At 39.4% G+C, this 25,950-nt stretch carries 23 protein-coding genes and 1 pseudogene; 7 read left to right on the top strand and 17 right to left on the bottom strand.

Features of this window, described 5'->3' with window-relative positions; all coding sequences use genetic code 11:
- Positions 1 to 45: 45 nt before the first annotated feature.
- A complete protein-coding gene (locus RG565_RS05090) occupies positions 46 to 3,147 on the bottom strand; it encodes a DNA polymerase III subunit alpha (protein WP_247937136.1) in 3,102 nt (1,033 codons plus the stop codon).
- 155 nt (positions 3,148 to 3,302) lie between these two features.
- Between RG565_RS05090 and RG565_RS05085 the strand changes: the two genes are divergently transcribed.
- Genes RG565_RS05085 through RG565_RS05075 form a run of 3 tightly spaced genes read left to right on the top strand, consistent with a single transcriptional unit; the run spans position 3,303 to position 5,182 of the window.
- Positions 3,303 to 3,668 (top strand): GntR family transcriptional regulator, encoded by a 366-nt coding sequence (locus tag RG565_RS05085; protein ID WP_003029270.1) that lies wholly within the window; start codon positions 3,303 to 3,305, stop codon positions 3,666 to 3,668.
- 3 nt (positions 3,669 to 3,671) lie between these two features.
- Positions 3,672 to 4,367 carry an ABC transporter ATP-binding protein gene (locus tag RG565_RS05080; RefSeq protein ID WP_003042057.1) on the top strand — a complete coding sequence of 232 codons (696 nt, stop codon included), beginning with the start codon at positions 3,672 to 3,674 and terminating at the stop codon, positions 4,365 to 4,367.
- Between the two features lie 17 nt (positions 4,368 to 4,384).
- Positions 4,385 to 5,182 carry a hypothetical protein gene (locus tag RG565_RS05075; RefSeq protein ID WP_003029266.1) on the top strand — a complete coding sequence of 266 codons (798 nt, stop codon included), beginning with the start codon at positions 4,385 to 4,387 and terminating at the stop codon, positions 5,180 to 5,182.
- Between the two features lie 136 nt (positions 5,183 to 5,318).
- Here RG565_RS05075 and recJ read toward each other — a convergent pair whose 3' ends face one another.
- From recJ to miaA, 9 genes are all read right to left on the bottom strand, one after another.
- On the bottom strand, positions 5,319 to 7,553 hold the full coding sequence (gene recJ, locus RG565_RS05070; RefSeq protein WP_247937135.1) for a single-stranded-DNA-specific exonuclease RecJ: 2,235 nt from the start codon (positions 7,551 to 7,553) through the stop codon (positions 5,319 to 5,321).
- Positions 7,554 to 7,648: 95 nt separating this feature from the next.
- Entirely contained in the window at positions 7,649 to 8,065 is a 417-nt protein-coding gene (locus tag RG565_RS05065) for a GNAT family N-acetyltransferase (protein WP_247937134.1), read from the bottom strand.
- Complete coding sequence (locus RG565_RS05060) at positions 8,043 to 8,780, bottom strand: class I SAM-dependent methyltransferase (RefSeq protein ID WP_268732219.1); 738 nt, start codon at positions 8,778 to 8,780, stop codon at positions 8,043 to 8,045. The genes RG565_RS05065 and RG565_RS05060 overlap by 23 nt, the downstream gene beginning before the upstream one ends.
- Before the next feature lie 9 nt (positions 8,781 to 8,789).
- Positions 8,790 to 9,545 (bottom strand): SDR family oxidoreductase, encoded by a 756-nt coding sequence (locus tag RG565_RS05055; RefSeq protein ID WP_247937132.1) that lies wholly within the window; start codon positions 9,543 to 9,545, stop codon positions 8,790 to 8,792.
- 9 nt (positions 9,546 to 9,554) lie between these two features.
- On the bottom strand, positions 9,555 to 10,163 hold the full coding sequence (locus tag RG565_RS05050; protein ID WP_247937131.1) for a histidine phosphatase family protein: 609 nt from the start codon (positions 10,161 to 10,163) through the stop codon (positions 9,555 to 9,557).
- Between the two features lie 46 nt (positions 10,164 to 10,209).
- Positions 10,210 to 11,139, bottom strand: coding sequence for a ribonuclease Z (gene rnz, locus RG565_RS05045; protein ID WP_117644379.1), 930 nt, complete (start codon positions 11,137 to 11,139; stop codon positions 10,210 to 10,212).
- A gap of 10 nt (positions 11,140 to 11,149) precedes the next feature.
- The gene (locus tag RG565_RS05040; protein ID WP_247937130.1) at positions 11,150 to 11,779 is read right to left on the bottom strand and encodes a cystathionine beta-lyase; all 630 of its coding nucleotides are present in this window, start codon (positions 11,777 to 11,779) and stop codon (positions 11,150 to 11,152) included.
- Complete coding sequence (gene hflX / locus RG565_RS05035) at positions 11,772 to 13,010, bottom strand: GTPase HflX (RefSeq protein ID WP_247937129.1); 1,239 nt, start codon at positions 13,008 to 13,010, stop codon at positions 11,772 to 11,774. The genes RG565_RS05040 and hflX overlap by 8 nt, the downstream gene beginning before the upstream one ends.
- On the bottom strand, positions 13,003 to 13,887 hold the full coding sequence (gene miaA / locus RG565_RS05030) for a tRNA (adenosine(37)-N6)-dimethylallyltransferase MiaA (protein ID WP_247937128.1): 885 nt from the start codon (positions 13,885 to 13,887) through the stop codon (positions 13,003 to 13,005). Before miaA ends, hflX begins: the two co-directional genes overlap by 8 nt.
- Positions 13,888 to 13,964: 77 nt before the next feature.
- Between miaA and RG565_RS05025 the strand changes: the two genes are divergently transcribed.
- Positions 13,965 to 14,135, top strand: a complete 171-nt coding sequence (locus tag RG565_RS05025; RefSeq protein ID WP_003024081.1) for a DUF3042 family protein — start codon at positions 13,965 to 13,967, stop codon at positions 14,133 to 14,135.
- A gap of 105 nt (positions 14,136 to 14,240) precedes the next feature.
- Here the strand turns inward: RG565_RS05025 and RG565_RS05020 are convergent, their stop codons facing one another.
- Genes RG565_RS05020 through RG565_RS05010 form a run of 3 tightly spaced genes read right to left on the bottom strand, consistent with a single transcriptional unit; the run spans position 14,241 to position 17,348 of the window.
- Complete coding sequence (locus RG565_RS05020) at positions 14,241 to 15,518, bottom strand: ABC transporter permease (protein WP_247937178.1); 1,278 nt, start codon at positions 15,516 to 15,518, stop codon at positions 14,241 to 14,243.
- A complete protein-coding gene (locus RG565_RS05015) occupies positions 15,518 to 16,210 on the bottom strand; it encodes an ABC transporter ATP-binding protein (protein WP_247937127.1) in 693 nt (230 codons plus the stop codon). The genes RG565_RS05020 and RG565_RS05015 overlap by 1 nt, the downstream gene beginning before the upstream one ends.
- Positions 16,194 to 17,348, bottom strand: a complete 1,155-nt coding sequence (locus RG565_RS05010) for an efflux RND transporter periplasmic adaptor subunit (RefSeq protein ID WP_247937126.1) — start codon at positions 17,346 to 17,348, stop codon at positions 16,194 to 16,196. The genes RG565_RS05015 and RG565_RS05010 overlap by 17 nt, the downstream gene beginning before the upstream one ends.
- Before the next feature lie 259 nt (positions 17,349 to 17,607).
- Between RG565_RS05010 and gorA the strand changes: the two genes are divergently transcribed.
- The 3 genes and pseudogenes from gorA to RG565_RS04995 all read left to right on the top strand — a co-directional run bounded on the left by gorA (position 17,608) and on the right by RG565_RS04995 (position 20,694).
- On the top strand, positions 17,608 to 18,957 hold the full coding sequence (gorA, locus tag RG565_RS05005) for a glutathione-disulfide reductase (RefSeq protein ID WP_247937125.1): 1,350 nt from the start codon (positions 17,608 to 17,610) through the stop codon (positions 18,955 to 18,957).
- Positions 18,958 to 19,531: 574 nt separating this feature from the next.
- Positions 19,532 to 20,068: a biotin transporter BioY gene (locus tag RG565_RS05000; protein ID WP_059220850.1), complete on the top strand. Its 537-nt coding sequence runs from the start codon at positions 19,532 to 19,534 to the stop codon at positions 20,066 to 20,068.
- A 152-nt stretch (positions 20,069 to 20,220) separates the two neighbouring features.
- Positions 20,221 to 20,694, top strand: a pseudogene (locus RG565_RS04995) (GNAT family N-acetyltransferase).
- Positions 20,695 to 20,897: 203 nt separating this feature from the next.
- Here RG565_RS04995 and RG565_RS04990 read toward each other — a convergent pair.
- From RG565_RS04990 to pheS, 4 genes are all read right to left on the bottom strand, one after another.
- Positions 20,898 to 21,680 carry a DUF4037 domain-containing protein gene (locus RG565_RS04990; protein WP_049533064.1) on the bottom strand — a complete coding sequence of 261 codons (783 nt, stop codon included), beginning with the start codon at positions 21,678 to 21,680 and terminating at the stop codon, positions 20,898 to 20,900.
- 90 nt (positions 21,681 to 21,770) lie between these two features.
- A complete protein-coding gene (gene pheT / locus RG565_RS04985) occupies positions 21,771 to 24,176 on the bottom strand; it encodes a phenylalanine--tRNA ligase subunit beta (protein WP_247937124.1) in 2,406 nt (801 codons plus the stop codon).
- Positions 24,177 to 24,299: 123 nt separating this feature from the next.
- Positions 24,300 to 24,827: an N-acetyltransferase gene (locus RG565_RS04980; RefSeq protein ID WP_247937123.1), complete on the bottom strand. Its 528-nt coding sequence runs from the start codon at positions 24,825 to 24,827 to the stop codon at positions 24,300 to 24,302.
- Positions 24,828 to 24,832: 5 nt separating this feature from the next.
- Positions 24,833 to 25,879, bottom strand: a complete 1,047-nt coding sequence (gene pheS / locus RG565_RS04975) for a phenylalanine--tRNA ligase subunit alpha (RefSeq protein ID WP_049533066.1) — start codon at positions 25,877 to 25,879, stop codon at positions 24,833 to 24,835.
- Positions 25,880 to 25,950: the final 71 nt, after the last annotated feature.

Below are 25,950 nucleotides of genomic sequence, written 5' to 3'. Positions count from 1 at the left end.
ATTATACCACAATCAAAACCAAAATTCTTCTTTTTTCCTAATTTTTTATTGATAAATCGTTTTCATGGTTATTTTTTTCAATTCTTCTTGTAATTTCTCTGATTTTTGAACACGATATTGAGTAATTGCTACTGTTTTTCTTTCATTTTCATATCGAAGAACAACCGGAATATCTCCTCGAAATTGTCGTAAAATAGCGGATATTGCTGCATCGCTTTCATGATCTTCTACTTGTATCCAAAAACGTTCTGTAACAGCTTCCTGCAAATCATTTAAAATCAGCTGCAAACGCTCCTCGCGTTTTTGAACCCGACCAGTCAGATAATAAAAGCCTTTTTCATGCAAACCTTTGCTGAACTGTTTAAAAACATCTGGAAAGACTGTTACCTCCATTTTTCTTTTAGCATCACTCACTTGTAAGAAGGCCATATTTTCACCCGTTTTGGTACGGATAACACGAATGGACAAAATCTCTACTAAAATCGTTGCATGATTGTTTTCAACCAAGTCTTGAATAGGGGTAAAGGCTTGAGTAGCAGATTTTGCAAGTTTTACCAAGGGATGCTCGCTCAAACCGACACCGATAATTTCTTTTTCTAACTCAAATTTTTCTGCTTCTGTATAATCCTCTGCTTCTGTCCAGCTATAATTTGTATCTGCAAAAAGGCCACCCAGCTCGTTCGCAAAGACAAATAAATTCGGAAGATTTTGTAGGATTTTTTGGCGATTCTTTTCAAATACATCAAACAAACCGACTTGTACCAAAGGGGTTATCAACTGAATCTTATGATATTGCGTTGGCAACTTCAAAATAAAATCTTCAACATTTGTAAATGGGCGGTTTTCAATAATCCAATAAGCAACATCACGTGGTAAGCCTTTGATATTTTTTAACCCTAAATAAATCTGCTTGTCTTGAAACTTATCTCTATAAGGAATGTTATTGATATTTAAAGAAGCAACTTGGAAGTCGAATTCTAGCGCATCTGTGATGTAATCACTACTTGAATAATTCAGCATAATATCAAAGAAAATATCAGGATAATGTGCCTTAAAATAAGCCAACTGAAAAGCAAGTGCAGAATAGGCATAAGCGTGACTACGGTTGAAGCCATAACCTGCAAACTTTTCCATAACTGCAAATACTTCTTTTGCTTTAGTTTCAGAATGCCCAAGTTCGAGAGCTCCTGTGACAAACTCTGCTTCCATTTTATGCATTTCAACAACATTTTTCTTACCCATAGCACGACGTAAAATGTCAGCTTTTCCGAGTGAAAAGCCCCCAAACCGTTGCGCTACTTGCATTACTTGCTCTTGATAGAGCATAATGCCGTAAGTTGGCGCCAAGATGTCTTCCAAACTTGAGTCCAGCATTTCTATTTTTTCTTGTCCATGCTTTCTTCTGACAAAATTATCTATATAGTCACTAGCTCCTGGACGATTGAGTGAGGTTGTTGCAACCACTTCTTCAAATCGAGCTGGCTGCACTCGTTTCAAAAGGTTAATGGCACCTGCTTGCTCAAATTGAAAAATCCCTTTAGTTCTGCCAGCAGCAAAAAGCTGTAAGGTTGCTGTATCTTCTAAGTTAATCTTTGCAATATCAATAGCGACACCGTATTTCTCCAAGGCTGCTTCTTTCATTCGTTGGACAAAGGTTAGATTGCGCAAGCCAAGGAAATCCATCTTGAGCAGACCGTTACTCTCAACACCATGCGCATCGTATTGCGTGATGTACATATCCTCCCCATATTTAAGCGGAATGTGATCTGTCAGGTCATTGTCACTCATCACGACACCTGCTGCATGGATAGAAGTCTGACGAGGATTTCCTTCGATTTTTTTCGCAATTTCAAAAGCTTTTTGATATTCCAGCTTACTGTTGATAATCTGGCGGAAAGACATATTTTTTTCATAAGCAGATGTCAGATTATCACGGAAACTAATTTTACGGGTAATATTGGTCAATTCATACTCTGGAACACCGTAGCGTTTAAAAACATCACGAATCGCTTGCTTAGCTCCAAAGGTCGAATAGGTCACGATTTGAGCTGCATGCATGGTTCCATAGCGATCGCGGACATAGCGGATAAATTCTGGACGATAGACATCAGGAATATCAATATCAATATCGGGCATAGTATAACGTTCCACATTTAAAAAACGCTCAAAAAGGAGGTCCTTTTCGACAGGATCAATCCCTGTAATCTCTAGCGCATAGGCAACTAGGCTTCCAACGGCAGAACCACGTCCCATGCCCATATAATATCCCTGACTGCGACCAAAGCGCAATAAATCCCAGACAATCAAAAAGTAGTCGTCAAAACCCATTTGGTGGATGATAGCCAATTCTTGATTCAAGCGTTCTTGATACGCTTCTGTCCATAATTTTTTTGCTTTCAATCCAGCCTTAGCTCGTTCTCGTAGCTCTTCTACTGCCGGTCGTTCTGGATTAAAACGCGGTAATTTTAACTCTGTATTGATTTCATAATGAATGCCTGCAACTAGCTGCTTTAAATTATCCAGACTTTCTGGATAATTTTCTTGAAAGGATTGTGTGAATTGCTCAGGTGATAAGAGGTAGTCGTGATTTGGCAAATTTCCAACTTCCCGCAAGCTACTATTTTCACGAATGGCACATAGCATTTGCAAGGTTTCTAAATCCCCTGTATCAAAATAGCGAACTGTCTGCAAAGGCAAGGTTGGATGAGGAAACGCCTGCTTAGGAGTGTCAGAAAATACGCCAATATAAAACTCTCGTCCCAAGTCTAAGGCTTCAATGCCCTCAAACACAGGCACAATAACCGCTATTCCTTCCAATAAATGCTGAAATTCTTCCCACTTGCTTTTTCCTATCATTTTTAAAGTAGAAAGTTTCATTAAATTGCGATACCCTTGACTATCAAGAGCTAGAAAGCGAAGATTAAGAGGAAGTCCAGCGTAATCCAAGGTCATTTCCACGCCTAAAAGCGGCTGAATTCCTTGCTCGATCGCCGTTTCCATGAAATGATAAACTCCATAGAGATTGTCAATGTCCATTATCCCTAGAGTTTGATAGCCTAAATTTTTAGCTGTTTCTACATATTTTTTTATAGAAATCAAACTATCCATAAATGTATAAACAGTTTTGGTATCTAATTGAGCAACCACGGCATCCTCCTTTGATTCTTCTTTTTTCTATTATACTAAATTTCTGGCCTGCTTGCTAAAGAAAAAATAATAGAAGTTTTTTCTAAAGGCTTGCTATTTTTCAAAAAATACTGTATTATTTAATTAGTACAAAGATACAGAAGAAAGGAGAAATCATGAGTTGGACTTTTGATAATAATCTGCCCATTTATTTACAAATTATGGACAGGATAAAATTACAAATCATCTCCAATCAACTGCAAGCTGGCGAAAAGCTACCTGCCGTCAGAGAATTGGCTGCTGAAGCGGGGGTCAATCCCAATACAATCCAGCGTGCTTTATCTGACTTGGAAAAAGAAGGATTTGTCTATTCTCAACGAACATCAGGACGTTTCGTCACAGATAATCGCGACTTGATTTTACAAGCAAGACAAAAACTTTCTGAGGAGGAAGTGAAAAATTTTGTAAACAATATGACTCGCTTTGGCTATCACAAAGAAGAACTACCAACTATCATTGCAGATTATATAAAAGGAGTTTAGGAAATGGTATTACTTGCATTTGAAAATGTCTCAAAATCATACGGCAGCACACCCGCTTTAGAACACATCAATTTTGAAATTGAAGCCGGAAAAATTATCGGCTTACTTGGTCCAAATGGCTCTGGAAAAACAACCATGATAAAACTAATCAATGGACTGCTTCAACCCAATGACGGAAAAATCCTCATCAATGGACTTCAACCGTCTTCAGAAACCAAGAAAATCGTATCTTATTTACCAGATACGACTTACCTAAATGAAAATATGAAAGTCAAAGATGCTTTGCAGTATTTTCAATCTTTCTATGCAGACTTTGAAATAGAGCGTGCACAGGCACTCTTGCAAGATCTTCATATTGACGAAAATCTGGCATTCAAAAAATTGTCTAAAGGAAACAAGGAAAAAGTTCAGCTGATTTTAGTCATGAGCCGCCAAGCCAAACTGTATGTTCTGGATGAACCTATTGGAGGGGTTGACCCAGCAGCGCGAGACTACATTCTAAAGACGATTATCAACAATTACTCACCTAGCGCTTCTGTTCTCATTTCAACACATTTGATTTCAGATATTGAACCAATCCTAGATGAAATCATCTTTATTGATAATGGCAAGATTGTTCGACAAGGGAATGTAGATGATATTCGCTATGAGTCTGGTGAATCTATTGACCAGCTCTTCCGCCAAGAATTTAAGGCTTAGAACAAAGGGGATTGACTATGTTTTGGAATTTATTAAAATACGAATTTAAAAATGTGAACAAGTGGTATTTAGGTTTATACGGAATCGTACTGTTTTTATCCGCTAGCATCGGACTTTGGCTTAGACAGTTGGCAAATGGAAGGAACTTTTTCGACCGTTTGCAGTCTTCTACTAATGAAGCAGGGAGTATGACAAGTACTTTCTTCGGTTTTACAATGCTGATTTTCTCAGGCCTCCTTGTGGCACTTGCAATTTCAACACTCTTTTTGATTATTCGTCGTTTTAAAAATAGTGTTTATGAAAGAGAAGGATATCTAACGCTCACCTTACCAGTTAATGAACACCAAATTATTCTCTCAAAATTGCTCGGTGCTGTTATATGGACGATTCTTAGCACACTTGCATTATTTCTTAGCTTTGGAATCATTGTTCTTATCGTAGGAATAGCTTCTCATACACAGTTTGAAATGGGAACATTTGTGCAATTACTCGGCAAGCATTTTTGGGAATTTGCTAGTGAACTATTGAAATCATTTGGATACTATCTTGTAGTTCTCATTCCAAATATCCTATTGATTTATCTTTCTATCTCTATCGGTCAACTTTTCCAAGACCACCGCGCCGCTATAGCCTTTCTAGCCTATTTTGGAATTCAATTTGCTCTGATTATCGCTGCTAATCTATATGTTTCAGCCTTCCCATCACTTTCAACTTCTTTAGGTAGTTTGAGCGGAGTCATAGCCTATCTTCTTTTAGGGCTTATCTACTATGCCGGAACGTATTATATCCTCAAAAATAAAGTGAATTTGCAGTAGGTAACACAAGCTAATAGCAATACTTATATAAACAATAAAGTCATGAGATCCATCTTACTCATGACTTTTTTATTATGCGACTTTCAGTCCGTCTCGCAGCCTTTGGTGCGAGACAAATAAATAGTTCATCTAAAATTTAGTTTGAAAATTCATCTTTTTCTATCAGATAATCATAAATTTCCTGCACCGTTCCTAGAGCCATAAGCTCCTGCTCTTTGACTGTTTTCTTCAGTTCTTGATAAATATGGCTGTTTTCAATAGCCTTTTTTTCTGCTTTTTTGTTTACCTGCATCACTCCATCTTGAATTGTCACAAAGTTCAGCTCTTCAAATATCTGAATCATTTTGATGAGTAGGATGGAGTCAATCTTGAGATAAGCTGCTAATTCTTTGAGCTTATAACGAATGTCAAACTCTGGAAACTGATAAATTGTTTTATAGAGTTTTGCAAACTGGTCTCTCGTTCCGAAACCTGTCAGATAATAAGGCTGAGCAATCTCATTTTTAAAGTAAATTGCTTCAAAATGTCCTTGCTGAATGATTGCTTTGAGCTGATTTAGGCGTTCAGGCAAGTCATACACGACAATTGCTCTGCTCTTTTCCAAATTAGGCATTTCTTCTGAAAAACGCAGGACGGGCACATTTTCAGGCAAAGGAGCATTTTTACCTCGAATATTAAAGAGCTGAATTCCGTTGACTCGAGCGTCTACCAACATAAGTTGCAGACTAGTCTGACCATTCCATTTATTGACCGACAGAGTAACCGCCAGCTCTAAATTTTTAGTTTGGGAAAATTCTGTCGCAAGATCACCCAGACCAAAAGCCACTACCTCAAAAACTGCGTCAGCCTGAGAAACTTTCAGCTTAAGGTGAGTATTTCCCGCCCCCATAGTGCGGGCATTTTCAACCTTAAAATCTTTCAAATAAAAAACAGGCTTTTTATTGTCCATGCCAAAAGGAGCTAACTTTTCAAAGTTTTTGAGGGTCTCTAGTGTCAAATCTGGCAAAGATAATTCCTCATCCAAAAAGAGCTCATTCTTAGTGGACAAATCCACTTGATTATCTTCAATATATGCTACCAAAACCTGACTGAGTGCTTCTAACTTGCTGGCCTCTAGAGTCATACCAGCTGCCCCTGCATGCCCACCAAAAGCCACAAATAAATCTCGATGAGGGTCTAAGGCTTCAAAAATATCAACTGCTTCAATGCTGCGAGCGCTGCCTTTTGCCAAATCATTTTCAATATTCAAGACAATGACTGGCTGGTGTAATTCTTCCAAAAGCCGCCCTGCCACAATTCCCAAAACACCTGGATTCCAACCTTCACCGGCTAGAACCTGAACAGGTTTATTGAGATCAACCATGGTCTTGGCTTCATCATAAATCTTCTGAACAATCTCCTTGCGCTCTTCATTTTTCTGGTTAATCATCAGGGCAATATCACGCGCTTCTTCTTCATCAAAACCCGTCAGAAGTTCAATAGCAGGATTTGGATCATCAAGTCGACCTAGAGCATTGAGCCTAGGGGCTATCTGGAAACCAACTGTTTCTTCGTTCAGCTCGTCAGACTGTATGCCTGCTATTTTGAAAAGTTCCTGCAAACCGATGCGCTGGGTATTTTTCAAAATAGATAAGCCATATTTAACTAAAATGCGATTTTCATCCGTTAGGCTGACCATATCTGCGATAGTTCCAATAGCGACTAGATCTAGCAACTCTACTTGTACTTCCTCTAAAAGAGCAGTCGCTAACTTAAAAGCTACACCGCAACCAGCTAAATGCTGAAAAGGATAATCAGCTTCCGGATGTTCTGGGTGAATAATTGCATAAGCATCAGGAAGTACCTCTGGCATAGAATGGTGATCCGTCACAATGACATCCACTCCCATAGACTGAGCTAGTTCGATTGCTTCATGTCCTGCAACTCCATTATCCACTGTAACGATGAGTGAAATTCCCTGATTTTCAATAAAATACTTGTAAACACTCGCGTTAGGACCATAACCGTCTGTAAATCGATTGGGCAAATAGACCTGACACTCTGCTCCAAGTTGTTCTAGTGCTTCTTTAACAATAGAAGCCGAAGTCATGCCATCCGCATCATAATCTCCATAAATCAAGATCTGCTCATAATTTTCAATTGCTTGACGAATGCGCGTCACTGCCTTATCCATATCATGTAATTCATAAGGATCATGCAGCTGGTCCAAACTAGGCTCTAGAAAATCTCGCAGCGCTTCTTCTGTCTGGATTCCTCTCTGATAAACCAGATTAGCTACCGAAGCCTCCAAGCCAAGTTTTTTAGCTTTTTTAATAAAGCTTTCATCTGAAAAATTTGTGGCAATCTGCCAATCATATTTTGATGTAATCATGCTTTTATCTTTCTGTTGCAATATAAAGTCTATTATAACACGAAAAGACTAGCTTTCACTAGCCCAAACCTCCAATTTTATACACAAGCATTTATCTAATAGCTTTTACCTCTATAAATCAAACCCGTGCAATTCAAATCCGACAGTTCCCGAAATCCTAAAGAGCGATAAAAGGTTAAATTTTTGTCTGACTGCTCTGTTACTAGCTGAATCTGATAAACATCTGCAAATGTCTCCAGCGTTTGTCGAACCAATTCTCGACCGATACCTTGGCGCTGATAAGACGAAAAAACTAACAAGTCCTGAATGAAAACACTAGAAAATCCGTCTCCGACTGCTCGAAGGAGACCAACTAACTGTTCCCCATCATAGGCTGATACAGTAAATAGTGAGTGCTGAAATGCTTGTTCTAACATATCTGCTCGTTCTGTATAGTTAGTCCAGCTAACAGATTGGTAAAGCGGAAGCAAGTCTTCAATTGCAATTTGTCTATTTGCAAAGTAACGAATCATTCTTGTCTCCTTTTTGCAGCCAAATGTGCTGAAAAGCCGCAATGTCCCGATAAGGAGACTGTTGGCAAACTGCAAGCTCTATCTCCAACATCTTTTCCCGCCAGTCATTAGCAATCTTCACTGCATTGTCTTGCAAACCATAGAAAATTCGGATTCCTTGATAGTCCTGAACAGTCAGTTCAGTGTCAGCTTTTTGTAATAAGTCTGCTATTTCATAATAGGTTGCTTGCCCCATCGTATGTGATTGATAGGACTTACCTGATAATAAATCCAATGCTAAATTTGTATCATTTGCAAACACAACCGTCTGCATAATCCGCCCCACTTCATTGTGCTTAACGAGCGAAATTTGTCCGCCTTTTTTCAACAATCTTCTAAATTCAGCTAGGTAAAGAGCTGGTTCATCCACATACTCCAGAACATTGTGACAAATGATAAGGTCAAAACGAGCACTTGGAATTTCCTTCAACAATTCTAGGCTGCCTTGTAGTTGATGATAATGAAAATTCTGCTTCCGCTCTGCAACCATCTCGTCATTTGGTTCTATGGCTGTTACCTGATTGTTTTGTGCTAAAAAATTCGCCACCAGACCAAAACCACTACCGAAATCCAGTACTTCCTTATTTTTTATATGGGCTAGCTGAGCAAAGAGAATCTCATAATAAAGCTTGCCCCATGGTTGATTTACAAATGCCTTGTAAGCTGTCACATCCATAAATTTCTCCTATTTATAATTAAACATTTTACTAGCTAGTTTGTCACCAATATTTGGAAAAAGTGTGTAAAGTTTGTGGGCTGCTTTCAGAGCGAAAGGCATCGTCAGCTCCCGTTTCTTCTTTCCAAAATTGTCCACAATTTGCTTAGCAACGACATCCGCTTCTAAAATATACTTATCAACTGCCTTAACATAACTACCATCGGGGTCAGCTTTGTCAAAGAAAGCCGTCTTAATCGGTCCTGGATTAACCGTCGTCACATAGACATTGTACGGCATCAACTCTAAACGCAAAGCATTGGAAAAACCAATTCCAGCAAACTTGGTAGCCGAGTAAAGACTGGATTTGGCACTGGCAATCAGCCCAGCTGTACTAACAATATTGACAATATGCCCATGACCCGCTTGCTTCATTCGCTCTCCGAAGAGACGAGACAGATTCATAAGAGCAAACGTATTGACTTCAAACATGGCATGAATATCCTCGTTGCTAATCTTGTCAAATTCCTCAAAAATACCGTAACCAGCATTGTTGACTAGAACATCCACCTGAGCATACTTCTGGTAAATTTCTTCAGTAAAAGCTTCTAAAACTTTGTAATCTGTAATATCTAACTCAACTAACTCGCAATGTGCATGATTTGAATAAAGTTTTGTTAACTTTTCTCGACTGCGTCCCACTAAAATCAGCTGGTCATTTGGCAACAACTTCACCATTTCCTGAGCCACACCGCCACTAGCCCCTGTAATAACAATTGTTCGCATGTGTTCTCCTTATTTTTCTTCTAAAAAATCCGTTTGGTTTTCAACCTCAAAAACAAGCGTTTTTGTATTCAATAGACTAATGCTGCAATGTTTAACGTGGAATAGATTGCTTTTATTCGTCCATTCTATCTGATTCACTAAATGATAGATAATGTTAATCACTCCACCATGTGTGACCACAATTTGTGTCTCATCTGAATTATTATTTTCCTGCAAGAAGCGTTGAAACCAAGTTTTTATCCGTTGATAAAATTCTCTCGGACTTTCTCCATTTGGATAATGCTCGTCCATTGCAAGACTTCTAAAATAAAGACGAGGAAATTTTTGATCAACTTCACTATTTAACATTCCTGCTAAATCACCATTATTCGTTTCTCGTAAGCTGCTTTCTTTCTCCAACGGCAGTTGAAGCGCCTCCACTAAAATTGTTGCAGTTGTCTCAGCTCTTTTTAAATCACTCGTAATCATTTTCGTAAAATGATAGTCTTCTTTGTGTTGGACTAAGTAATCTGCTAACGTTTTTGCTTCTCTTTTCCCTTCAGGAAGCAAATCGAGCTGACTCCATCCACCTCTGTGTTGATCAGAATCTTTCCCATGTCTGACAAATAATATGTTCATGATTTCCTCTTTCCTTTAAATTTTAAGAATTATCTTTGCCAAAAATTCATAGTTCTACTTCTTCTAAATCCTTGACCAAGTGAACGTTTTTAAAAATGGAACTGGCATCTCTGCGCATTTGACCTATATCTTTTGATAGAAAGCGTGCGCTAATATGATTGAGAAGGAGACGCTTGGCACCAGCTTCTCTAGCAACTTCTGCTGCCTGCATATTAGTAGAATGTCCGTGGTTCTTGGCGATTTTCTCGTCCCCTTTACCATAAGTGGACTCGTGCACCAAAACATCTGCATTCACAGCCAGTCGCACACTGGCATGCGTTTTACGCGTATCCCCCAAAATAGTGATAATCTTGCCAGGTCGTGGAGCTGAAATATAATCCGCTGCTATAATTTTCGTCCCATCTTCCAGTACTACATCTTCTCCATTTTTCACCTTACCAAAGAGAGGGCCAAAAGGAACACCTGCGACTTTCAATTTCTCAGCATCCAACGTACCTTCCAAATCTTTTTGCATAATGCGGTAACCCACACAAAAAATGCTATGATCGAGTTTCTCTGCATAAACTGTAAATTTATCAGTTTCTAAAATTTTCCCTAAGTGTTTTTCGTCAAATTCGTGAAAATGAATCCGATAAGGCAGGCGCGATCCCGACACTCGCAGACTCGTCATGACAAAATTTTTAATGCCAATCGGTCCATATATTTCAATATCTGTTTGCTCTTCATTAGCTTGAAATGATCGAGTGGATAAAAAGCCCGGTAGACCAAAAATATGATCCCCATGCAAATGAGTGATAAAAATCTTTCTAATCTTTCTGGGACGAATCGTCGTCTCTAAAATGCGATTCTGGGTTCCTTCACCACAATCAAACATCCAAATTTCATTGATTTCATCCAATAGTTTCAAAACCAGACTAGAAACATTCCGAGCCTTAGAAGGCTGACCAGCTCCTGTACCTAAAAATTGTAGTTGCATCTTTTTCTTTCTATTTTTTCTTAATATAAATCATCGCAGAGCGATTCTGCGAGCGATAGTAAAGCTGACCAGCATAGTCTTGAGCCAACTGGATTAGCTCTTCCTGATTGTACCCTTCCAGTTTCAAGCGACCATCTGCTAGCTTATAAAGATCTGTCAGAGCAGAGAGCGGCTGCTTTTGGACTACTTCTTCAGGCATTGCTGGCATCATCCGAATGACATTTTCCTCTTCATAAACCAGATAGTGAGGAAAAATCTGGGCAATTTCAAAAAGCAAATTGGACTCAATTTCCTCTGGACGTTCCGAGAAAATCAAGCCAATTTCATCCTCATTTTCAAAGCAAAAACCATAAGACTTACCTGAAAGATTCAGGCGAATAAAAGGTTTTTCCTCCTCAAAGCTAGGATGGTCGTTAAAAAGAGCCAATTCTTTACTTAGTTCTAGAAAATAAGTTGTTGCAGCTTTCGGACTCTTTTTTTGATAGAGTTCCGAAAAATACGCATTGATAACACTTGGCGGTGGCGTGATAAAAGTCATTTTTTGCGAATCGGACAGCTTGTCCAGAACCTTTTCTAGGTAAATACGGTCTAAACTCGTAAAGCCACCGTATTTAAGCGCTAAATTGATATAATCAGTCATAAAATTCTTCTAGTCTCCATTTATTTTTTTCTGCTATATAGCCAGAAATCATTTCACTTTCTTCCAGATACTCTCTCTTATCAATGATTGCCAGACTTTCCAATTCATGTAACTTATAAGCCTTGCTAGGACTAACCCTGATACGAAAAGGGACAAAAAGTTCTCTCATCTTATTCAACAGAGCATTCTGCAAAACTGTTCTGCTATTTTCATTTTTCGCCGAAATCAGGACATAGGGAGTTAAGGTTGGAGTGAAGTTCTCTGCTTTGTCTGCTTTATTATAGAGGGTCAAGCGAGGAATGTCTAGCATATCCAAGTCCTTCATAATAGCCAAGACCGTTTTTTCATGTTCCTCGTGGTTAGGGTCGCTAGCGTCAATCACATGAACCAAAAGGTCCACATTTTTGCTCTCTTCTAAAGTGGACTTGAAGCTAGATATCAACTCCGTCGGCAAATCCTGAATAAAACCGACCGTATCCGTCAGTGTCACATTCAGCCTACCTATCAAATTGACGCTTCTTGTTGTCGCATCTAGAGTGGCAAAAAGCTCGTCCGCTTCATATTGATTCTTGTTCGTCAAGACATTCATTATGGTAGACTTCCCAGCATTGGTATAACCAATCAGACCGATTTTAAAAACACTAGAATCCAAACGTTTTTCCCGTACAGTTGCGCGGTTTTTCTCTACAATTTTGAGTTGGCGCTCAATATCATGAATCTGATTGCGAACACTACGACGATTGAGTTCCAACTGACTTTCACCAGGACCGCGGGAACCAATTCCCCCAGCCTGACGGCTGAGCATAATCCCCTGCCCGACCAAGCGAGGCAAGAGATATTTGAGTTGAGCCAAGTGAACTTGAAGTTTTCCTTCATGACTTCTAGCCCGCATAGCAAAAATATCCAAAATCAATTGCATGCGGTCAATAACCTTGATCCCTAAAATTTCTTCCAAATTGATATTCTGGCGAGGTGTCAGACGATTATTGACAATAACGGTGGAAATTTCATCTGCTTCTACCATACGCTTGATTTCTTCCAATTTTCCAGCACCAACAAAAGTCTTGCTGTCATACTTCTCTCGTTTCTGAGTGTAAGAGGAAACCACCTGAGCGCCAGCAGTCTTTGCTAAACTGGCTAATTCTTCCATAGACATAGAGAAGTTTTCTATTCCCTGCAATTCTACTCCGATGAGGATGACTCGTTCCTGCTGTTTTTCTGTTTCAATCATTCAAAAATTCCTCTATATCCTGCATAATCCGCTCTTTGACATTCGGCTCTGAAACCTGATAAAAAGTAGCATTCATGCGATTTCTGAACCAAGTTAGCTGACGTTTAGCAAAGCGGCGAGTATTTTGTTTAAGTTTATTGATAGCTTCCTCTAAGGTCAACTCCCCAGCAAAGTAGGGGAAAAGTTCCTTGTAGCCAATTCCTTTGCTGGCTTGGACATGTGGATAGTTGTCATAAAGCCACTTCGCCTCTTCTAAAAGTCCATCCTTTAGCATTAGATCCACTCGCTGATTGATACGCTCATAGAGAACTTCTCGGTCATCGTCCAGACAAATCAGCAGGGCTTCATAGTCAGGCTGTTTGTTTTCAAGTTCATTCCTCAAATGAGCAATTTCCAGCGCTCGCATAGCCCGCCTGCGGTTAATCTGGGGAATTCTGATGCCCAGCTCTGCTATTTTGCCAAATAATTCCTCATCAGCCAAGGTATCTAGTTCAGCTCGATAAGCTAAAATCTCCTCATGAGAAGCTGAACCGCCCAGATGATAGCCCTCCAGAAAACTTTGAATGTAAAGCCCTGTTCCGCCTGCAATAATCGGCAGTTTTCCTTTTGCTACAATCATCTCAACAGCAGCCTCGGCTTCTTTTACAAAGTCAAAGGCTGAATAAAACTCGGTCACTTCCCGAACATCTATCAAATAATGAGGAATCCCCTCCTGCTCATCTGGAGTGACTTTAGCCGTTCCGATGTTCAGTTTTCTATACACTTGCTGACTATCACCGCTAATAATCTCCCCGTTGAAACGTTTTGCGAGGTCTATACTGAGAGCTGTTTTTCCGACAGCAGTTGGTCCTACAATTACAATTATCTTGGTTTTCATCTTTTCCCTTGAAAAAAATTTAATTTTTCGTTACTATATATTATAACATAAATAAAGTTCAGAAAAGGAGAAATCTCATGGCTAAAGGATTTGTTAAAGGTGTTGTAACTGGCGTAGCTGGTACTGTTGCTGCCGTTGCAGGTGCAGTTTATACATTCAAGAAAAAAGTGATTGAACCTGAAGAAAAGAAAGCAGCTTTCATCGAAGAAAACCGTAAAAAAGCAGCTCGCAAACGTGTATCACACTAAAAACCATTCATTTCATATAAAAACTCCAATAGATAACTCACTAGAAAAATGAGTATCTGTTGGAGTTTTTTACACGTTTTTTCTCATACTGCGACGGTCAGTTTTTTATTCATAACGCAAGGATTCGATTGGATCCAATTTAGAAGCCTTATTAGCTGGCAAAATACCGAAAACAATTCCGATAGTTGCAGAAAAAAGCACACTTCCGACAGCAGACACAGTCGTAATAGTAGGTGGAGCTCCGAAAAATGCATCCAAACTATGACCGATAGATGCCACGATAAGAGCTGCTAAAGCAAGCCCAATCAAACCGCCAATCGCTGTCAACACCATTGACTCAATGACAAATTGCATCAAGATATTTCCACGGGTTGCTCCAAGGGCTTTTCGAAGACCGATTTCACGGGTTCGTTCTGTCACTGATACAAGCATAATATTCATAACACCGATACCACCAACGAGAAGTGCTATCCCGGCAATCGCTCCAAAAACCACTTGCACAATGGCAACCTGACTTTGGATAGCAGCCAATTGACTGGCTTGATCAAACATCTGGTACTCGCCTTCTCTCACACCAGACAATTTTGTCATCAAGCGCGCAGCTGCACTTCCGTCTTTCAACACATCATCTAATTTTTTTACATGTACCACGACATTCATAATCTCAGCAACATTGTATTCAGCTGCCAACTGAGTGTTAGCCATTAATAAATTTCCGTTGTTCATATTGGCTAAGCGATTTCGCGTTTCATTCGGATCTTTATAAACCCCAATCACACGGTAATTATTAGATCCCAGCTGGACAATCTGATTGAGCGCCTTATCTGCACCTCCAAAAAGAATATCAGCTAGTTTCGTATCCAGTAATACAACTCTTGCAAATGTTTGATAATCATTTGATTTCAATGTCCGTCCTGCAACGATTTGGTATTTCTTTACCGTAAAGTAAGTGGAATTGATACCCGTTATAGGAATATTATCCGCCTTCTTCTTACCATAATTTACAGTAGCAGTTGTGTTATTTGTAACATAATAATTGTCAATTCCGCTAATATCATTAACCGCTTGCTTGACCCAAACTTCTTGGATTTGAGGCTCTTCTTCTGTCGAAACTGTCTCATCACCATTTCCACTTTCGGCATCATCACGCATCTCTTGATACGTCATAACACCGTTACCGTTTTTACTTCTCTTGTGTGAGTAAAATAAGGAAACATCTTGCTGGGCACCACCTAGAACATCTGTGAAAGCATTTGACATACCACTTCCTAGAGCCACAATAACAACAACAGACATAACACCAATGATAATGCCCAACATCGTTAAGAAAGAGCGCATTTTATGCCCCATAATGGAGTTGATTGCAAATTTCCAATTCTGCATCATGCTTCTCCTTTCTTACTGTCTGACGAGATGACACCGTCTCGAATAACGATTTGTCGTTTTGCAAAGGCTGCAATCTCAGGCTCATGAGTGACCATGATAATGGTTTTTCCTTCACGATTTAGCTCCGTCAGCAATTCCATAATTTGCTCACCCGTCTTGGTATCCAAGGCTCCCGTCGGCTCATCTGCTAAGATAATGGAGGGATGATTGACCAAGGCACGCGCAATAGCCACCCGTTGCTTTTGACCACCAGAAAGTTCTGACGGCAAATGGTGCATCCGCTTTTCCAACTCAACTTTTTTAAGATATTGCTCTGCTAAAGCTTTCCGTTTGGATTGAGAAACCCCTGCATAAATCAAAGGAAGTTCTACATTTTGAAGAGCATTTAATTTTGACAAGAGGAAGAATTGTTGGAAAACGAAGCCAATCTGCTGATTACGCACTTTGGCTAGCTTTTTCTCACTGAGCTTGGCAACTTCTTCACATTCCAAGTAATATTCGCCACTCGTTGGGCGATCCAACATACCAATGATATTCATCAAGGTTGACTTTCCTGAGCCAGAAGGTCCCATAATCGCAACAAACTCACCTTCTTCAACTTCTAAATGAACATTTTTCAAGACTTGAAGCTCTTGATCTCCGTTGCGGTAACTTTTACTAACATTTTTTAAATCAATGAGTTTCTTCATACGATTTCACCTCTTGACCGTCCTTCAAGCTATCTGTTGGATTGGTGATAACTTTACTGTCTTTTGTCAAACCAGATGAGATTTCTTGATTTTTAGCATCTGCATTTCCCAGTGTTACTTGCACTTTTTTTGCAGTTCCTTTTTCTAATGTCCAAACATAGTTTTTATTATTTTCAGAAACAACACTGCTGACCGGCACTAAAATCCCTCTTGTATTGTTTTTTACTTCAACATTGACGGAAAATCCTTGCTTCAAATCACCAATTTCGCTTGTAATATCTACTGTATAGGGGTATTTTGCTCCTGAATTTGCAGTGCCTGCACCAGCTGCCGCTGCATTTTGACTGTCTTTTGGATAATTTGAGATATAGCTGATTTTCCCAGTCCATTTCTTATCTGGATAGACCTTGGACGTAATCGTCACTTCTTGCCCGACTGAAAGATTTGCCAGATTATACTCTGATAGCTCTCCCTTTACTTGAAGGTTGCCGTTATTGACAATATGAACGAGTGTTTGATTAGTACCTGTCGTAGACTTAGAAACATCACGATTGACTTCTACTACAGTTCCATTATTTGTACTGGTGACAGTCGTTGCATCTAGTAATGCCTGTGCTTTATTGATATTGTCCACAGCATCCGCGCGATTGTCCTGCAAATCGTTTAATTGAGAATCCACCGAACGTTGTGCAGACGCAGTTGTTTTATTATCTGCCGCTTCATCACCCGTCATATCAACAGTTGTTCCATACGTTTTCAAATCATAAATTTGGCGATCAATCTTGTTTAAAGCACGAACAGCAGTATCATATGTAGCTTGTGCTTCAACACTCTTGTATTGAACTAAGGCTTGTCCGGCTGTAACTTGATCTCCAACATTTACAAGAACATTATCCAAATCGCCCTTTGTCCCGTCATAGTAGACATATTGCTCATTGTTAGCCGCAACATTTCCTGACAGCAAAGTAGATGAAGCAACTGACCCTTCTTTTGCTTTCTGCACTTGAATCGTTTCTTCTTTATCTTTATCAGCAGTACTATTACCATTAAACAATAACATGGTACCTATCGCTCCTAAAACGACAACCACAGTTACACCAATCAAGCTGTACAACTGCCACTTTTTCAATTTTTTCATCTCTTTCTCCTCCTGATGAAAACGGTCTATTTTTTATATTATAACACATACGATTAAAAATAAAATAACATCTATAAGAAATCCTTTACTCTTTTAACATCCGTCTACCTTCTTTCTAGTTATTTCATATTGTATTAAATATATAATACAACAATACAATTGAATAATCAAGCCTTTTATCAATTTTTGTAGCAGATTTTTGCAATCATTTTCCAAAAACGTTACAATGATTTCATACTATAGATAAAAGGAGACTCGTATGAGAACATTTGACATCATTGCTATTGGGGGCGGTAGCGGAGGAATTGCAACCATGAATCGTGCTGGAGAACACGGTGCAAAAGCTGCCGTTATTGAAGAAAAGAAATTAGGAGGCACCTGTGTCAACGTCGGCTGTGTTCCTAAAAAAATCATGTGGTATGGTGCCCAAATCGCTGAAGCCATTCAAGATTACGGACCAGACTATGGTTTTACTTCGGATAATCAGCAGTTTGACTTTAAGATGCTTCGGAAAAATCGCGAAGCCTATATTGATCGTGCCCGCAATTCTTACAATAATAGTTTCAATCGAAATGGCGTCGAGCTGATTGAAGGTCGCGCTAAATTCATAGACCATCATACGGTTGAAGTCAACGGCGAGCTTATCCAAGCCAAGCACATTGTCATCGCAACTGGTGCTCACCCTCATATTCCAGCAGTATCTGGAGCAGAATTCGGCGAAACCTCTGACGATGTTTTTGCATGGGAAGAACTCCCTCAATCCGTTGCCATTCTCGGTGCCGGCTATATCGCAGTTGAACTAGCCGGACTCCTTCATGCTCTGGGTGTAAAAACAGACCTTTTCGTTCGTCGAGATCGTCCTCTCCGCAGCTTTGATTCTTATATCATTGATGGTCTTGTGGAAGAAATGAAGAAATCAGGTCCTACTCTACATACTCACAAAATACCAGAAAAGCTTGAAAAACTTGAAAACGGAGCGATTCGCATTACCTTTGAGGACGGAACGAGCCACACCGCTCAACACGTCATCTGGGCAACTGGGCGAACTGCAAACACCAAAGGGTTGAATTTAGAGGCGGCTGGTATTACCCTAAATTCTCGTGGCTTTATAGCAGTTGACGAATTTCAAAATACAGCAACACCGGGGATTTATGCTCTAGGAGATGTTACAGGCGAAAAAGAATTAACCCCTGTCGCTATCAAAGCAGGTCGTACCTTAGCCGAACGCTTATTTAATGGAAAAACTGAAGCTAAAATGGATTATTCTAACATTCCAACTGTTGTCTTCTCTCATCCAGCGATTGGAACCGTTGGCTTGACTGAAGAACAGGCAATCCAACAATATGGAGCAGAAAATCTTCATATTTATACCTCTAGTTTCACCTCCATGTATTCAGCTGTCACCCAACACCGACAACAAGCTAAGTTCAAGCTCATTACAACTGGACCAGATGAGAAAGTCATCGGTCTCCACGCTATTGGCTATGGTGTTGATGAAATGATTCAAGGTTTTGCCGTTGCTATTAAAATGGGAGCTACCAAAGCAGATTTTGATGCGACTGTCGCCATTCACCCAACCGGTTCAGAAGAGTTTGTCACCATGCGCTGAGTGTCATAAATGTCTTACTCCCCGAATTTTTCCAACTTTATCTCAATAGTCAGAATTGCAACCATCGCTTCTGACTATTTTAGTTTACACGATAACTTCTTCTCATTCCATAACTTATTCTTTCATTTTATCCGCAAGGGTGATTAGGTGCTCTTCCGGTCTTGAAAAGCGAATGAAGAGCCCAATCACCCACTGCGTTATTCGTTTATTACTAAATCTGATAGAAGCTGGGACACTTTTTGCCTAGCCTTTCCTTTTTCCTTTGATTTTTTAGTTGATAAAGATGTAAATTTTGTTATGATAATCTCAAAGCTATTTTACGAGGAGGTGCTTTTATGCAAAAGATAAAAACAATTCTGATAACCATCCTACTTATTTTCTTAAATGTCTTTGGACTAATTGCATTTTTGATATTATTCCTTCGCAGTAAAAATAAAAGAAAAGCAATATCGCAGAAAAAGTAACCATTTTGACAAAAAGGTAAATTCAGTCTTTCACCTTTTTATTTAACCCTTGACATTTTTCTTATTTATTTTATAATAGTTACCATATTAAAAAACAAAGGGTTACCATTATGAAAAAATCATTTACACTCGTTTTACCAGCAATTGGCGCAGCTTTGATAGCCGTTTTTGCTCAGATTACTATTCCTATCGGTCCAGTTCCTTTTGCTTTGCAAAATATGGCAATTGGCTTAGTGGCTACTATTTTTCATCGAAAAGAAGCTCTATTAGCAGTCGCTCTTTATCTTCTCTTAGGCGCTATCGGTCTTCCTGTTTTTGCAGGAGGAAGCGGTGGATTTCAAGCACTTGTCGGTCCCAATGCAGGTTATCTCTGGTTTTATTTGTTCTACGCCCTAATAACAGCTAGTCTAACTTCCAAAAATAGCAGCTTTTTGACGATATTTTTATCAAATCTACTCGGAGATGCTTTTGTTTTTGTCGGTGGTGTACTTGGTTTAATGTTTCTAGCAGGTTTTCAACTTGATAAAGCTATTACAGTCGGAGTCATCCCCTTCATTTTACCAGATCTCATAAAACTGATTGCAATTAGCTTTATCAGTAGAACTATTTTTAAAAGCTTAAAAGATCATCCCTACTTTAAAAATTGATAAAGTTGTCTCACTCCCATTATTAGAACTCACGTGTTGTGAGTTCTTTTTACATTACTCAAAAAAATTTTTTCATTTTCTTTTTGACAAAAATGACCAGCAGTCATATAATATTTTATAAAAATGACCAGCGGTCACAAAAGGAGCTCACCATGCCTATTAGAAAAGCAGTCCCAAGCGATATTACCGCACTCAATCATCTTTTAGAGCAAGTCTTGCTTGTACATCATAAAGTTCGACCAGATATTTTCAAAGAGAGTGGTCGCAAATTCAACGATGAAGAGTTGAAAACACTGATGTCTCAGGAAAATACACCAATCTTTGTCTTTGAAAATGAAGAAGGAAAAATTTTAGGTCATCTCTTTTGAATCATTAAAGAACCACAAAGTCTCGCACAAACACCTATCAAAACGCTTTTTATTGAAGACCTTTGCGTTGATGAAAATGCTCGTGGTCAAAAAATTGGTGAGCAGCTCTGCCATTTTGCAGAAGAATTTGCCCAAGAAATTGGCTGTTACAACTTAACCCTTGATGTATGGAATGATAATGTCGCTGCCTTGCGCTTTTATGAACGTTTAGATCTAAAGCCCCAACAAACAATCATGGAAAAAATTTTAAAGAAATAGGAAAAGTGCATGAGTAAGAGAGAAAACAACTGCAATACGAAAAACATGACTAGGCACAACCAAACAATAAGACTGCCCAAAATATTTTTGACTCTCTCTGCAGAAGAAACTACTAAAGGAGCTTTTTATAATGATTTCAAGAAAAATCTACTAAATACAAAAAACGGTTTAAGCCGTTTTTTTATACTCAATTCCAGCCGATTTTATGATAAAATTCCCTCTAAATTTGCAATAATATCCCTTAATTGTTTTTCAAGAATTTCAGGACTAGCAGTGATGCTCATTAGTAGAGTATTTAAAGATTGCTCAAATTGATTAGGAAGAAGATTCGCATGCGCTGCTGCATACGACATCATTCTCTTTTCACCGGGGTGGGTCAATTCATTAACTGCAAAAATAATGTCAAAATAAGATTCTAAAAAGGCTGCAATACGGTGATTGACACTGACAAGGTCTTTTCGTTTTGCTGCTTTTAAAATCTGCGTATCGTAGGACGGCAAATGTCCGGTTAACAAATTAAAATTTCGTGAAATGATGTTGTCTTTTAATTTTTGAGGAAAAGGAACGTCAAACCGTTTTTTCAATTTTCCTAACTCTCCATTGGAATCATAAAGAACCTTGCAGGTTTTTAAATTGTGCCAGAAGCAGGTGGTGTAGCCATTTCCTGCTCGGCACTTTTCGACGACATTTTCAATATCTATCGCAAAATCACGAATGTTCCGATAAAGAATATCAATATCAATGCCATTATTTAAGGTACAGTCGTCTTCCAATTCCCAAAATTGATTGCTTATTTCCATATAAGAACAATATTGGGTCAAAATCAACTTCCGACTGTCTTCATCTGGAATGCTCGTGCAGTAAATATATAAATCATAGTCCGAAGTCTCATCATAAGTTTCTCCGCTACGAGATCCGCCTAAAGCAATCGCTGTCACTTCTGGTAAATTGGAAAATGCTTTCCAAAGTTGTGTAAAAACTGTCATTTTCTCCTCCGATATAAAACTTTTCCTTATTATACATTATATTGCTACAAGAAAAAACTCCTAAACTTCAATTTAGGAGCTTTTCATGTCTTACCGCACTTCTGCACCAATCGTTACTTCAAGAGACTTTTGGATTTTTTCCATATAACGAGCTACTTCCTCATCTTCCAGAGTATCCTCTGGATTTTGGAAAGTTAAGGTGTAAGCCATGGACTTCATACCAAGCCCAAGTTTTTCACCTGAGAAGACATCAAATAATTTGATATCTGTCAAGCGTTTCACACCAGCAGCCTCAATAGCTTCAACGACTTCTTTGTGACTGATTTCTGCTTTAAGAAGCAGTGCTATATCACGTGTTACAGCTGGGAATTTGGTAATTTCTACAAATGGTTTTGCTGGTTGAATTACTTGTTCAATCGCTGTCAAGTTGATTTCTGCTACATACGTTTCTGGGATATTATAATCCTTAGCAGTTACTGGATGAACTTGACCGACAAAACCAATGACTTGTCCGTCTAGTGAAACAGTCGCTGTACGACCTGGATGCATACTAGTTAATGCTTGCGTCGCTGTGTACTCTACTTTTAGACCCAGACGGTCAAAAAGTGCTTCCAGAATTCCTTTTGCATAAAAGAAATCAACTGGTATAGCAGATGTTTGAAAATCCTTTTCAGTAACCAAACCTGTCAAAGCAAAGGCAAAGCTGTTAATTTCAGTTGGCAATTCTTCCTGTGGATTCCCCTTTTGCTCGAAGACTTTTCCGATTTCATACAGAGCCAAGTCCTTATTTTTACGTGCTACATTATAGGCAACGGTATCCAAAATGCCAGCTACCATATTTTGACGAAGGACACTACGATCTACTGTCATCGGCCACATCAGCTCTGTCAAGTTACTTGGGTTGGTGCTGAATTGCACAGCTTTTTCAGGAGTGGTCAAAGCATAGGTGATAACTTCTGTCAAACCAGCACCTTCTGCAACTGTACGAACTTTGCGACGAAGTTTTTGGGTTTCTGTCAATTGACCAGCTGTTCCGTCACCTTTTGGAAGAGTTGCTGGTAATTTATCATAACCATAGATACGCGCAATTTCCTCATAAAGGTCTGCTTCAATATGAATGTCCCAACGACGGCGTGGTACGCTGACTGTGAATTCCTCTGCATTGCCAGTAAGACCAAAACCAAGACGGCGGAAAACATCTTCAATATCTGTATAAGTTAATTCCGTTCCAAGTACACGATTGACATCTGCCAATGTTGAAACAACTTCAACATCTGATGTGTCCACTTGACCTGCTGAGACGATACCGGCTTGTACCGTTGCACCTGCAAGATCTGCAATCATACTAGCCGCAGCATCTAGAGCTTCTGTTACTGTCGCTAGGTTAATTCCTTTTTCAAAACGAGAAGATGATTCTGAACGAAGATTGAGACGCCCGCTTGTCTTACGAATAGAAGTTCCGTCAAAAACTGCTGCTTCAAGCACTACACGCCTTGATTGAGGAGAAATTTCTGTTGCAGCTCCACCCATGACACCAGCAAGAGCGACTGGCTTATCTGCTACCGCAATCACAAGATCGCTCGTCTCTAAGTCGCGCTCTTCGTCATCAAGAGTTACTAATTTTTCACCCACATGCGCTTTGCGCACCACAATTTGATTGCCCTCAAAAGTATCTAAATCAAAGGCGTGCATTGGTTGTCCAAAGTAAAGTAGAATATAATTTGTCACATCTACTACATTGTTGATAGGACGAATCCCTGCATTCATCAGCAGATTTTGAAGCCATTGCGGACTTGGAGCAATGGTTACATTTTCCAAAATACGTGCTGCATAAAAAGGCGCCTTGTCCGTTTCAATCGCAACAGAGAGCTGTTCTCCAGCTTGATCTTGTGTTTCCAACAACGGAAAATCTTTAAAATGAACTGACTTGTCGTAGATAGCTGCTACCTCATACGCTACTCCACGCATTGAAAGCGCATCTGCACGGTTCGGTGTGATAGAAAGCTCAATAATTTCATCATCTAAGTCAAGGTAAGGAAAAACGGAATCCCCCGGCACAGCTTCTTCTGGCAGGATTTGAATGCCATCAGAAAATTCTTTTGGAACAACCGAGTCCGAAATGCCTAATTCTCCAAGAGAACAAATCATTCCAAGGGATTCTAAACCACGGATTTTTCCCTTTTTAATCTTATAATTATCTGCAATACGAGCTCCTGGAAGAGCTACCATAACCTTGATTCCTGCTCGTATATTTGGAGCGCCGCAAACGATTTGTCGAAACGCTTCTTCTCCAACATTCACTTGACAGACATGGAGATGTGTTTCAGCTACATCTTCACAGCTAATCACTTCACCAACTACAATTTTTGACAATCCCTCAGCAGGAGAGCTGACCCCTTCTACTTCAATCCCTGTCGTTGACATTTTTTCAGCTAATTCTTCACTCAGAACAGTTACGTCAACTAGTTCTTTTAACCATTTATAACTTACTAGCATAATTCATCTATATGAGTGCATAGAAATCTTTGAGAACTATTGTTTCTGCTCAAAAATTTTGCCTCATATTACTTCCTTTCTTTTTGAGGCTGGGACAAGTGCCCAAGCCAAGTGCTTTTTCGCTTAATTTAATTCTTTCCGAATGAGCCAGTCAATATCAACCGTTTCACCAGTCGCATACTCATGCTCACTAAAACGTTCAAAACCATATTTAAAGTAAAAGTTTTGCGCTTTGAAATTCTTTTCCCAAACACCTAGCCAAATCCACGAAAACTTTCGTTTAGTAGCTTCTTGCATGGCAAAATTAAACATTTCCTTGCCGAAGCCCTGTCCTTGATAAGGTTTCAAAACATAAATCCGATGAACCTCAAAAGCATTCTCCATTGAGTGTTCTGATTCTACTGGCTCAGTCTGTGCTTGCCCCCAGTTAAATTTGAGAAAGCCAACAATCTTTTCTTTCTCATCTAGTGCAAAATAAGTCTCCGACTCTACTTGCGCCAAATCCTTCTGAATCTGCTCAAGGGAGAGTTCATGAGTAAAATAATCTTGCATATCTTCCACTTTGATATAAGGGCCGAAAGTTTCTTGATAAGTTTGCACTTCCAGTTCTCGTAGAACTTCAACCTGTTTTTCTTTTACTTTTACTAACATAGCATTTATTTAAATTGTTCTGAAAAACGAACATCACCTTGATAGAATCCACGAATATCATTGATACCGTAGCGCAGCATAGCCACCCGTTCTTGACCCAGTCCAAAAGCAAAGCCAGAATAAACATCAGCATCAATGCCACTCATTTCAAGGACACGAGGGTGCACCATTCCAGCTCCCATAATTTCAATCCAGCCAGTCTTTTTGCAGACATTGCAGCCTTGCCCACCGCATTTGAAGCAAGAAACATCCACCTCAACAGATGGCTCTGTAAACGGGAAGTAAGATGGACGCAGACGAATGCTGCGGTCTTCCCCAAACATCTTTTGCACAATGAGCTGCAATGTCCCTTGAAGGTCTGCCATAGAAATATTTTTTCCGACAACTAAACCTTCAATTTGATGAAATTGATGAGAATGCGTCGCATCGTCCGTATCCCGTCGGAACACACGCCCTGGCGAGATCATTTTTAGAGGCCCTTTAGAAAAATCATGAGCGTCCATAGCACGAGCTTGAACTGGGCTGGTATGAGTACGCAGCAAAATTTCTTCTGTAATGTAGAAAGTATCCTGCATATCACGTGCTGGGTGGTCTTTTGGTAAATTCATTCGCTCAAAGTTGTAATAGTCTGTTTCAACTTCAAAACCATCTACGACTTGATAGCCCATACCGATGAAAATATCTTCAATTTCTTCACTTGTTTGGCTAAGAACATGACGATTCCCAGCAGAAATTTTCCGGCCGGGAAGGGTGACGTCTACAGACTCACTCGCCAACTGATTGGCAACTTTTTGTTCTTCCAGTAACTTTGCCGATTCTTCAAAAGCAGCAGTCAACACATCTCGTGCTTCATTGACATGTTTCCCGATAATCGGACGCATATCAGCAGAGACATCTTTCATACCTTTTAAAATTTCTGTTAAAGAGCCTTTCTTTCCAAGGACAGAAACACGCAGATTCTGCATTTCTTTTTCATTTTCAGTTGAAATTTTTTTCAACGACGCCAGCGTTTCTTCTCTAAGCTTATTTAATTGTTCTTCAATGGTTGACATAATTCCTCCAAATATAAAAACCGCATGCCAAACTCCATAAGCGGAGCGTTGACACGCGGTACCATCCGTTT

It is taken from the genome of Streptococcus sp. IsoGale021 (assembly GCF_031142795.1).
Classification (GTDB): Bacteria; Bacillota; Bacilli; order Lactobacillales; family Streptococcaceae; genus Streptococcus; species Streptococcus hominis.
The sequence above is the reverse complement of the archived record's forward strand: the minus strand, read 5'-3'. Positions and strand labels throughout refer to the sequence as shown.